We start from the raw sequence: 13,136 nt of genomic DNA on the forward strand, positions 1-13,136 counted from the left end.
TTTTACCTGTTCAAGTAAACTTGATGGTAGCAGTTTTCCTCAAAGTGGAAACCAGTAATTAAACCTATCATTTGCTGTTGTTTCACTTACTCCGAATTGGATACCCAACAATTGAAATGTTGTCAATTGTCGCAAGTATATTAAAGTTAATAATATTTGTTCCCCAGAGTGATAGCTTTGTATTACGACCCCCTCCTTTTTTTATAATTCTTTTTTTCCTGGATTCTCCTTCTAATTGGGTTTGAGTGTGTAGGGCGATCGCTTGCTTTATTAGTTGTTTTAACTGGTCATAATGCACGACCTACTAATCGTTGTGCTTCTTGGGGATGTTTCTCGATATATTCTGATAATGAATCCATATTCTTAACCTTTACGAAAGTTGATTGAGTATTATTTTACCAGATTTTATTTATATTTCGGAGAGGTCTATTATATAAAATCCGCTTTTCAAATCCTTATAAGTTCAAAACTTGCATTTCAATAATTACAGTTTTGTTTCCAGTAACCTTGGCTTTAACATCTAAATAAGTATCTTTTAATCCTCGAATTTTAGGTACGAGATAGGGATTGAGAATTTGTAGGTCTTTGATAGTAGGATGACTGTCATAGAGGATGCTATTTAAGAAACTAATTAAAATGTCTGGTAGTCCTGCATGGTAATGGTGAAGATATATCTTTTTTAATTTCTCCCGCACTCCCCATCCCCCCATCCCCCCATCTCCCCATCTCCCCATCTCCCCATCTCCCGCACTCCCCACACACTCTCTACCATTACTATGCACCACCACCAAATGTCTTTACTTTGTTGGGAACCAAATATTTTCTTGAAGGCAAAATCTGTTTTGGGATTAATAAAAATCATTTTTATAATCTCAAAGTAAGTTTGGTAAAAGGAAGGCAGAAGGTAGAAGGAAATATTGGTTCAAAGGGAGAAAGTTTTTTTATCAAACTATTATCCGGATATGATATAAGTCGAAGGAAAAGTTAGGGCATATCAAAAGCCTAAAACTCAGACAATGCCAGATTTTTCCTTCTTCCTTATATGGTAGATAACTAACTAATTTCCTAGATAACCAAACACCTTTTCCCTTATTACTTCTTTTTTCTTCCTTCTACTATACTAAGCCAGTTAAGAGTTTAATTTGTCTAAATAAAAGTATGCTTCGCGAAATATTTGACCATAAGTTTCTGTAATTTCGGCAAAAGTATTTAATGACTCCAGTACATATTTAGAATTACCTGCGAGTCGATGACGCAATGCTTCATCTGTCAATAAAGATTTCAAAACATTTGCTAATTCTTCTGGGCGATCGGGAGTATAGAATAAACCATTAATATTTGGTTTTACCTGTACATATTTAGGGCTTACCGATCTAATCTAAAAGCATTGACATATAAATACTTTAGCCTTTTTGTGGTCGAAAAAATTTACTGGTATCACATCTAAAACGCTCAAAAAGTTAATATTTTAGGCGCATAGTTTGGCAGAAAAATCATTCTTACAATTCTTACTCCTACCTCCTCTAAATTTCCATTTTTCCTGTCTCCTGTCTCCTACTCCTTAATCCGTAAATCTGTGCCATAATCTCTGTGTGCTAATTTGTCTAAAGAAAAGTATGCTTCGCGGAAGATTTGACCATAATTTTCTGTCATTTCTGTAAAGGTATTTAATGACTCCAGTACATATTTAGAATTACCTGCGAGTCGATAACGTAATGCTTCATCTGTCAATAAAGATGTCAAAACATTTGCTAATTCTTCTGGGTTATCGGGAGTATAGAATAAACCGTTAATATTTGGTTTTACTTGTTCAACTATGCCAAATACTGGAGTAGTAATTATGGGTAAATCATAAGCCATTGCTTCTAATATGACTCTAGGAAAACTCTCGACGCGAGAAGTACAAACAAATATATCTGCTGCCAAATAATATTTTGCTGTTTCTGGAGTTTCTTTTACTATTTCTACTCGCTGTTGAATTTCTTCTGGTAACTCAGTCAAAAGTTCGTGTAATTTTAAACTGTAAAGATTTGGGCGATCGCCTACTAAAAAACATTTAATTTTTTGACTTTCTGTTTCAGGAATAAATGATAATGCTTTTACTAAATCCTGTTGACCTTTCCTTTCACAAACAGTACCTAATAATAGAATGACAATTTCATCATTTTTTACTTCTAAAGCTGACCTTACCGATTGTTTTGACCATTTCTGAGATGCAGATTTTAATAACTGTAAATCTAAGCCATTATGTACCACAGTAAAGTTGTGATGACTATTCAAAGGTAAGTATCTATTTCGAGTAGCATCAGCAACAAAAATTACTCGATAAGGATAGCGGAAACATTCTAATGCTCTAGCAGCTATTTCTGTGCCAAACCGATTAAAATAAGTTTGCCAGGGTTCACTTTCATGTACATTCCAGACACTGGGAATATTTAACATTTGAGCGATATCTACCATGAAAAAGTTTTCTAAAGTATTGATATACATAACATCAATATTTAGCTCTTTTATTTCTTTGGCAAAACTAGCTAATGCTTCATCATAAATATTTCTTTGATAAATATGTTCTAGTGGATTATCTAGAACAACAACCTGAATATTATGCTGTTGATAAATTTCTCTCAATTCTCCATCATTGACAGAAAAAATTATTGGTTCAACAATTCCATCATCTGCCAATTTTAGGGCAATTTCTAATTGATGAAGTGGCGCACCAGTCAAATCTAGGGAATTACTACACATCAATAATTTAATTCTGGGAAAAATGTCTTTCATCTCAGCGAGTAAGTTTTCCTCACTATAATTAACCAGTTCGTTTATTGGTGGTTGATTTGGAGAATTTGTCTCTAGTGCCGGATTATTTATTTGTAATTCTTGCTGAGACTCATTAACTTTTGCCTGACTATTTATTTGTGGTTGATTTGGAAAATTTGTCTCTAGTGCCGGATTATTTATTTGTGATTCTTGCTGAGACTCATCAATTTTTGTCTGACTATTTATTGGTGGTTTATTTGGGAAGTTTCCAACTTTTGCTGGATTATTTATTTGTGATTTTTGCTGAGACTGATTAACTTTTGCCTGACTATTTATTGGTGGTTGATTTGGAGAGTTTATCTCTAGTGCTGGATTATTTATTTCTGGTTTATTTGGATAACTTCCAACTTTTGTTGAATTATTTATTTGTGATTCTTGCTGAGACTCATCAATTTTTGTCTGACTATTTATTGGTGGTTTATTTGGGAAGTTTCCAACTTTTGCTGGATTATTTATTTGTGATTTTTGCTGAGACTGATTAACTTTTGCCTGACTATTTATTTGTGGTTGATTTGGATAACTTCCCACTTTTGCCTGAATATTTATTTGTGGTTGATTTGGGAAATTTCCCACTTTTGCCGGATTATTTATTTGTGATTCTAACTGAGACTCATCCACTTTTGCCCGACTATTTATTTCTAGTTCATTTTGAGAATTTCCCACTTTTGCCGGATTATTTATTTGTGGTTGATTTGGAGAATTTGCCTCTAGTACTGAATTATTTATTTGTGATTCTGGCTGAGACTCATTAACTTTTGCCTGACTATTTATTGATGGTTGATTTGGATAACTTCCCACTTTTGCTGAATTATTTATTTGTGATTCTGGCTGAGACTCATTAACTTTTGCCCGACTATTTATTTCTAGTTCATTTGGAGAATTTGCCTCTAGTTTCGGATTATTTATTTGTGATTCTGGCTGAGACTCATCAACTTTTGCCTGACTATTTATTTCTAGTTCATTTGGAGAATTTGCCTCTAGTTTCGGATTATTTATTTCTGGTTTATATAGAGAGTTATCAACATTTTCCAGAATATTTATTTGTGATTTTTTCTGAGACTCATCAACTCCTTCCCTCTTCCTTCTTCCTTCTTCCTTCCCAATAAAATTTATTTGTGGTTCATTTTCAGAATTTGCCTCTAGTACCGGATTATTTATTTGTAATTCTTGCTGAGACTCATCAACTTTTGCCGGACTATTTATTTCTAGTTCATTTTCAGAATTTACCTCTAGTGCTGGATTATTTATTTCTGGTTTATATAGAGAGTTATCAACATTTTCCAGAATATTTAGATCTGATTCTTTCTGAGACTCATCAACTCCTTCCCTCTTCCTTCTTACTTCTTCCTTCCCAATAAAATTTATTTGTGGTTCATTTGAAGAATTATCAAATTCCTTCTTCCCTCTTCCTTCTTCCCTCTTCCTTCTTCCCTCTTCCTTCTTCCCTCTTCCTTCTTCCTTCCCAATAAAATATCGCCTTGGTTTAATTTCAAATAATTCACTTTCGAGAGAAAAATGAGGACTATAAAACCTATCTACCATCTGAGAATATTTCTGACGATAATTTGCTTCTTCCTGGGGATTATCAGAATAACCGCGACTCGTTCCTTCCTTATGAATTAATTCAGCATCAGGACAATAAACTGAACGATAACCCTTTTCCAAAAGTCGATAACCATAGTCAGCATCATTATAAGCAACAGCAAAATTTGACTCATCAAAACCACCCAAATCTAAAAATAATTGCCGAGAAGTTAACATACAAGCAGCAGTTACTGCTGAATAATTTCTTGACACAGAAGCTTGAGAAAGATAACCCCTATTTTCACTATGTAATAACTTAAAAGCATGACCAGCTAAACCATGATGTAAACCATGAATTACACCTGCGTGTTGAATCCTTTTATCGGGATAAATTAACTTAGCACCCACTGCACCAACACCAGGGAACTGTGCATAACCAATCATTTGACTTAACCACTGGGGAGAAATAATTTCTGTGTCGTTATTTAAAAATAGAATATATTCACTATCAACCTGTTCTACAGCACGATTATTAATTGCAGCAAAATTAAATTTACCCCCACTGTTAGGAATAGAAATAACCGATATATTTGCCGACCCAGAAAATGAATTTTTCAGATTTGCCAAATATTCTAAAGTCTCAGACTCATCACTTTCATTATCAATGACAAATATTTGATAATTCTGGTAAGTTGTCTTTTTCAAAGACTCAATACAACACTTCAATAACTTGACTTGATTTTTAGTCGGAATAATAATACTTACCGAAGTACCTTCGTCCGGAAAAGTAGCCTTAAAAATCCCCAAATTTTCTCGCATTGCCCAATCTGGTTGATAAACATCTCCCTCCACATCACGACGTTTTAAACTTTCTTGAACCGCTCTTTGACCTGCTAGAAAACTCTTCGGTTTTTCCCCACCAGAAATAGCAGTAGAACCCGGAGAAGTTCGCCAATGATATAACACCAAAGGTAAATGCCCAACTTCACGAGAAATTTCCGTTGCTCTTAAAGCAAAATCATAATCTTGAGAACCTTCAAAACCAACTCTTAAACCTCCAACTCTGTCAAAAATTTCCTTTCTAACTACACACAAATGACCCATATACATATAAGAAAGTAACAGCTCTGGAGAATATTCCGGTTTAAATTGAGGGTCGAATCTTTTCCCTTCCACATTAATTTTGTCGTCGTCCGAATAGAGAAAATCTGTTTCTGGATTTTGACTTAAATATAAAGCCACTTCTCCCAAAGCATCAGGGGTAAGTTCATCATCATTATCTAAAAAGAGAATAAAATCTCCCGTGGCAAGTTCAGCAGCAGAATTCGTCGCAGCACTAATATTTCCATTCTCAGAACGGAATATTAATTTAATCCGGGAATCTGTCTCAGCTATTTCCGTCAGAAATTCCCGAATATTTGGATTACTACTACAATCATCCGCTATACAAAATTCCCAATTTTGGTACACTTGGTTTAGTACACTGGCGATTGCCTTGTCTAAAAATTCCATCGGTGGGTTATAAACTGGCATAACCACAGAAATTTTAGGTAAAGTTACCTGGCAACTCTCTAACCGAGAAGTTAAATATTGAACCGAGTGATCGCCCCAGTTATTTACAGCCAACCAAGCATCATAAACATCCACAGTTTCTGGCACGACAAACCCAGGGGGTGGTAATAATTCCCCTTCTTGCCATTGTTGCTGTCGATATATCTGTAATATTTGTCTAGCAATATTTGGTAACTCTGAGGGTAGGGGGATGATGCGACCTAACCTTTGTTTCCTTTCCGCAGTCCGTTTCCCAATAGCTTTGGCAAACTTAGATAATTTCTCCAATTTATCCTTAGCTTTCTCCCAGAAACTATAACGTCTTAGTTTTAAAACTTCAGAGCAAGGGAAACCGACTATTTCCCCATTTTCCAAATGTGCTTCTAAACTAATTTGCCATTTTCCCGGTGGAAGTTCCACCGTTGCTTCAAACCCACTATCTGAACTTCCGACTAAGTCAGGAAAAACCTCACCCACATCCTTTCGACGCAAACCATAAGCGCAGTCTACAGAAATATCCCCACATTTGAGAACTAACTTTGTGATTTTCTGTTCTGGATGACAACACCAACCCGCAAATAAAATTACCCCCTCCCGTTGTTGCCAATTTGTAGGTGCATCAAAATTTGCCTCAACTGTAGATACCGATATTGGATAGGAAGCAAATTTATGCCATCTTCCTTTTTTATCCTGAGCTTCCAGAATTAATTGATAATTTCCTGGGGAGAGTTGTAAGGGGATTTGGAAACCAGAATTTTTAGCAGCGGAAATATCTGGAAATTTTTGGGCGACATCTAGTCGTTCAATATGATAATTGCCTACAAAAATTTCTTCTCCCACTCTGGCACGAATAGCTTCAATATCCAGACCAGTATTGCGAAAACACCAACCCACTATTTCTATTTGAGAACTAGCAAAATTCCAAGTAGGGGCGATTCGTGAATCCCCCGGAGAGTCGATAGAGAAAATGAGGCGCATTTGCAACCCACTCAGTTTCCGTTTTAACCCAGACCATTTTTCTCGCAACTTCCAGAACTTGGAAGACTTCATAGCCGAAATTTCTGCCTTGAGTGTTTCGTTTTCATAGTGTTGAGTTATTAATTGGTCTTGAGTTTGCCCCAAAATTGTCTGAGTTTCCCCCAAGATTGTCTGAGTTTTTCCCAATTCAGCTTGAGTTTGTTCCAGGGTGATTTGAGTTTTTCCCAATTCAGCTTGAGTTTGTTTGAGGGTGCTTTGAGTTTGCCCTAAATCTGTTTCTAATATTCCTATTTTGTTCTGAGACTCGGCTAATTTTATTTGAGTGCCATCTAATTTTTGTTGAGTTTGCCCGAACTCTGTTTCTAACTGTTGAATTTTGGTTTGAGACTCGACTAATTTTATTTGAGTAGCATCTAATTTCTGTTGAGTTTGCCCGAATTCTGTTTCTAACTGTTGAATTTTGGTTTGAGACTCAGATAATTTTATTTGAGTGCCATCTAATTTTTGTTGAGTTTGTCCGTATTCTGTTTCTAACTGTTGAAGTTTGGTTTGATAAGCTTGTAATTTAATTAAATTACCATCTAGTTGTTGTTGAGTTTGACCTAATTCTGTTTCTAATATTCCTATTTTTTTCTGAGATTCTTGTAACCTAATTTTGTTTCTATCTAGCTCGACTAAATTTTGCCCTAATTCTGTTTCCAGTCCTAGTAACTTTTTCTGAGATTCAGTTAGTTTTATCTGAGTACCATCGAGTTGAACTAAAGTCTTACCTAGTTCTGTTTCTAGACTTAATATTTTTGCTAAAGCTTCTTGAAATCTTGTTGCTGAGTTACTGAGTTGTGCTTGAGTTTGTCCTAGAGTTATTTCTAATCTAATGACTTTCTTTTGAGAATCATCTAGTTTAGTTTTGGCACTTTCAAATTGCGCTTGAGTCTGTCCTAGTTTTCTCTCTAATATGGCAACTTTGGTTTGAGATTCTTGTAATTTTGTTGCTTTGCCGTCGAGTAGGGCTTGGGTTTCTCCTATTTCTGTTTCTAATGCTTCTAATTTTTTAGCAGATTCTTTGAGCTTAATTTCTCTACTATCAAGTTGTTGCTGAGTTTCACCCAGTTCTTTTTCTAGACTATCTACTTTTTGCTGTGCTTCTCTAAAAAAATCTTGCCTTTTTTTGACATCTGTTTCTAACAGATTAATTTGTTTTTCTAAACCTCGAATATTCAACCAATCCTGAAATTCCCAGAATTGGCAATCATTCTGGATATTTTTGATTAATTCTGATCCTGTACGGGCGAATCGCGATTCGCCCCTACCACCTAAACCTATTTTTTCTAGTTGTTGATAAACCTCTAATGTTTCTGGGAAATATTTTTCTATGAGGTTAGGTCTACTGGTTTTAATAATATCCTTTACTAATAAAGACTCCTCAAAATTACCAGGGGGAGGTGTTGGTAAGTCTACTAAGAATTTATCGTTAACTGCTTGAATAAAACCTTCAGGATTTTTACCAATACTATCAACCTTTGCTATTAAACATTGCTGAGAAAAATTTTGATAAAAATCTAAGATTCTTTGATTAGAATTCAGCCACATTTTCACAGCTATTTCTGGCTGTTCCGATAATTTTTCATCAGTAGCTCGTCGATAAAGTGAGTCTGCTACTTCCCACGGCGAACGATAGACAAAAATAAACTTTGCATCTGGTAATAAGTCTAACCAAAAGTTTAAAAATAATGTTGTTCTTGGGTCTTTCCATCCCCAAAATTCTTGAATTTCTTCACGGTTTTTAATTAATCGTTTAGCTGCTTTTAAATATTGTTTCTTGACGGGAATTTCTGTAATTTCTACATTACTTCCTAAATCATCCAAACCTTGAGAACCTAATATTCCTTTTTGCAGTTCCACAAATTCAATATCTTCAAAATGCCCCCTAACATTTCCATATTCCGGCCCCACTAAATTTTCTCCAATATTTACCCCTACACTCTGAAATAAAGAAGCTGTTAAAGAGGTTCCCGAACGGTGCATTCCTGTAATAATAAAAACTGTTGATTTCATCTAATTTTTCTCCTTATATTCAGCAAAGTTGTAAGTATTCAGTGGTCAGCTATCAGTTATGAGTTATTAAGTTATTATCGCACCTTTGTAAGCATTCAGCAGTCAGCTATCAGCTATGAGTTATTAAGTTATTATCGCACCGAAGTCCGAATTAGTCTCCAAAGAGTGAAATATGTTTACTTCCGCATTTCGTACCGAAAGAAAGTAGAAGTTAAAAGTCTAGCATTTAAAAGCGAGTGTGTAATTCTGAGGTTTCCTCAGAATGTAAGACACACTCAAGATAGTCAATCATTTTTGATTTGTAATTGTTTTAGACTTTTGTAATTGGTCAGTTATTTCCGCCATCCTGCACTAGGGATATTCTGTCTGTAATTACAGCATTTAATTTGACAAATAATTCCCCAAAATACTGAGGCATTTCTACTTCTATTACTGCATATAATTTCATCTAATGTTTATCCTGATGTTAAGCAAAATTTGCAAAATTCCAAGACACCATTACCTCCTGCTCTAGTGCTAGGGATATTCTGTCTGTAATTACAGCATTTAATTTGAAAACTACTTCTCCAGAATACCGAGGAATTTCTACTTATACTACTCCATATAATTTCATCTAATTTTTCTCCTGATATTAAACAAAATTGGCAAAATTTCCAGATACCATTACTTTTTGTTCTGCTGCTAGTGCCGCTACCCGGAAGTTAAAAGTCATCCATTTAAAAGTCAATCATTTTTGATTTGTAATTGTTTGAGGATTTTGTAACTGGTCAGTTATTTTCCCCATCCTGCACTAGGGATATTCTGTTTGTAATTACAGCATTTAATTTGACAAATAATTCCCCAAAATACTGAGGCATTTCTACTTCTATTACTGCATATAATTTCATCTAATGTTTATCCTGATGTTAAGCAAAATTTGCAAAATTCCAAGATACTATTACTTCTTGTTCTGGTACTAGGGATATTCTGTCTGTAATTACAGCATTTAACCTAACAACTACTTCCCCAAAATACTGAGGAATTTCTACTTCTACTACCGCATAATTAGTTTTGCCAAATATATGATTTTGATTAAAGGGAATAGTTTTTTGTACTAATATTTTTCCATCCTCACTTTTAAGAATCTCAATTTCACATTCTATAGAATAAGCAGCAATAGGTTCTATTTGTGGAAAAACTCGAAATCTTTTTTGACCTTCAATTTTAAATTTAATTTCAGTCTGACATTTATCACTACCTGGTAGAATTTTTTCAACAAATTTCCAAGTTTCTTCACCATCAAATAAAGGTAGTTCCTCAACTTCTGTTTTTACTTCCCTCTTTGTTTGGCTATCAGACAATATTTTATCCGACAAATTTTTAGTTTCTTCATTATTAGATATGAGTATTTTTTCCACTTCTATCTTTTTTCCTATTATTTCTTCCTCTTCTATCTTTTTTCCTATTATTTCTTCCTCTGCATTTCCAACTTCTTCCTTGATAACTTCTGACTTATGAAAAACTTCTTCCTTCTTCCTTCTTCCCTCTTCCTTCTTCCCTCTTCCTTCTTCCTTCTTCCTACTTAGAGGTTGAACAACTAAACCACCAGAAATTGGCTTTTGTAAAATATATAAATCTTGCCCATTTGCCATAGTACTTTGAGGAAACCTTTTAATATGTTTGAACATAGAAAATATTTCTTGGTAAGCTCCTGGAGTATGTACTGCTGCAACAGTATGTTGACCTTGACCGTCCGTTTCTCCTTGATGGTCTAGATACAAAAATAATCCCTCTTCTCCAATACTATACATTTCAGCTTGATGAGTATTTCCAGTGCGAAAAATATCATAAATTATTGGAAAAAATTGAGGTCCGTGAAGTGTCATAAATAATATTCCACCAGGGCGTAATACTCGATAAATATCCCAGGCCCAAAGATGTTGTAAATCTAAACGTAGGTGAGTGAATACTGAGACAGCATTAACTAGGTCAAATTGATTATTTTCAAAAGGTAATGGAGGTTGAATATTGTTATGTTTGACTGTGGCAAATTTGATATTCTCTTTACACCATTCAGTACATTCGGCAAAAACGTCACAACCAAATAGTTTTTGATTGGGCAAAAGTTCTGGTTTAAATGCCATTAAATAACGCCCTACTCCACAGCCAAAATCTAGAATATTCTCAAATTGATGAAAATCAAATCCTGCTTTTTGCAGATAATTTTTTACTGTATATTTGAGGTCATCAAATGAACTAAGAAAAGCTTTAACACTGGAGTTGCCACTAATTCTGAGTAACAGATGGTTTGGTGGTAATAAGACGATGGAATTAACTGGAAAAATATTAACGACTCGCTCTAAATGGAAATTATTAATAATTTTGACCAATATCGTGCCATCTGGGGATAAATATTCACTGTTAATGGTGCATGACCATTGATATTCTTGGGTTTTACTTTCGTATTTTGGCAAACAGCTTTTTACTTTTATTCCATTTACTAAAACAGCTACTTCTTCTACTTTTTCTTCAGGATTAATATTTGCTGCCCATCCTTCTATATAAATGTCTCCTGTGGATGTAACTTCGATACTTCTACAACCACCATCAGGATGACAATAAAAGTTTAATAATTTATCTCTTTGTTCCTCAACTTCTTCCTTTTTAACTTCTCCCTTTCCAACTTCTCCCTTTACAACTTCTGAATTTTGACTTTTGACTTTTGAATTGATAGCTTCTCCCTTTCCAACTTCTTCCTTTCCAACTTCTGAATTTTGACTTTTGACTTTTGAATTGATAGCTTCTCCCTTTCCAACTTCTTCCTTTCCAACTTCTGAATTTTGACTTTTGACTTTTGAATTGATAAAAACTTCTTCCTTTATTACTTTTGAATTTTGACTTTTGATTTTATAACTTCTTCCTTCTTCCTTCTTCCTTCTTCCTTCTTTATTCCACAGAATATATAGATCGTGGTATCCACAAAGACCTTTTTTAATCCGATGCCATTTTGCTTTTCCCTTAGTTGCTTGGTGAATAATTTTACCTACCCATTTTTCTCCTACATAAGTAACTCCATAATCTTCAGTTTTGAGAAAAAGACTTTCACTTTCTGGAGTAAAGTAAATTTCTTCTGCATCTGTTTCTGTGTCTATAGTCATTAAAGATAAATCATGGGTACTAAAGATTAATATGCCCTTTTCTGTTAATAAACTATATAACTTTTCTAACCACCCACTAAAAGTTTTTTGGGGAGTATGACTAAAAAATGAACAGGCAAAAATGCAGTCAAATATTTGATTTAGTTGATAATCTTCAGGATGATTAGTTGAAACTATCCCCTCTACTCCAAGTAATTTTTTTTGAAACTCTACTGCTTGAGGATAAATATCAGAAATCCAAATTTTATGAACTGGTATTTCCTGAACTAAAAATCTACTAAAACGCCCATAACCACTGGCGAAATCTAGAAAAGAAGAGATATTTTCAAAGCCATCAAAATGCCATTCTACAATTTGTTTAACTGCATCTAATATTCTTTTACCATTAGAAAAATATCGTAGTAGTGCTTCATCAATATTTCCTTCAGTATTTTTCAAAGCATAGAGATACATTTCATCTTGTGGATGAATATTTATCCTTATTTCTTGAGGTTTTCTAGTTTGGTCTTGAATAAATGTATCTATAATTAGCTTATTATCTATTTCATTTTTTTCAGGATTCATATTTTTAAATAGGTGTTAGGTTTTAGGAAAAGTAAAAATAAAGAAGGAAGTTATGCTTAAGGAAAAATGTAAGCATTAGGAATAGCTGACTGCTAATAGCTGAATACTTACAGAAAAATTGCATGAGAATAGTCTTCTACGCGCCACTTCGTGTCTTATAATTCCAAACAATTTTAAGCACTTCCTTTGACCAGAAAATTAGATTTCAAGCTTCTCCTTGTAAAGAGGATAAAAAAAGGAAATTCAGTATTCTAAGCCTTCTGCTTTCCTAGGTCATGCTGCGCAAACAGTATGATTTACTGTTAACTGACAACTGATAACTGAAATGACGGTGGGGTATTAAATCCGCAAAATAAAACAGAAAAAAAATTAATAATTTTACTGTAATTCAATACGCTTCAGAGCAGACAAAAATTTATCTGATAGAAAACGTAAAAATCAGCTTTTGTACATCACATATTTGCTAAAAAAATTCTTAACTGAACCGTATTGTACTGTATTAATTTTATA

General features: G+C 34.2%; 6 protein-coding genes. All 6 read right to left on the minus strand.

Features of this window, described 5'->3' with window-relative positions:
- Positions 1-39 precede the first annotated feature (39 nt).
- Complete coding sequence (locus tag F6K23_RS42410; protein ID WP_367267884.1) at positions 40-183, minus strand: transposase family protein; 144 nt, start codon at positions 181-183, stop codon at positions 40-42.
- 272 nt (positions 184-455) lie between these two features.
- Entirely contained in the window at positions 456-758 is a 303-nt protein-coding gene (locus tag F6K23_RS42415) for a PD-(D/E)XK nuclease family transposase (RefSeq protein ID WP_367267894.1), read from the minus strand.
- Positions 680-862, minus strand: a complete 183-nt coding sequence (locus F6K23_RS32840) for a hypothetical protein (protein WP_293164115.1) — start codon at positions 860-862, stop codon at positions 680-682. The genes F6K23_RS42415 and F6K23_RS32840 overlap by 79 nt, the downstream gene beginning before the upstream one ends.
- Positions 863-1,129: 267 nt before the next feature.
- A complete protein-coding gene (locus F6K23_RS32845; protein ID WP_293164070.1) occupies positions 1,130-1,285 on the minus strand; it encodes a hypothetical protein in 156 nt (51 codons plus the stop codon).
- Between the two features lie 269 nt (positions 1,286-1,554).
- Positions 1,555-8,925, minus strand: a complete 7,371-nt coding sequence (locus F6K23_RS32850) for a glycosyltransferase (RefSeq protein WP_293164073.1) — start codon at positions 8,923-8,925, stop codon at positions 1,555-1,557.
- 905 nt (positions 8,926-9,830) lie between these two features.
- Positions 9,831-12,626, minus strand: coding sequence for a methyltransferase (locus F6K23_RS32855; protein WP_293164076.1), 2,796 nt, complete (start codon positions 12,624-12,626; stop codon positions 9,831-9,833).
- Positions 12,627-13,136 lie beyond the last annotated feature (510 nt).

This window comes from Okeania sp. SIO2C9, from assembly GCF_010672455.1.
Classification (GTDB): Bacteria; Cyanobacteriota; Cyanobacteriia; order Cyanobacteriales; family Microcoleaceae; genus Okeania.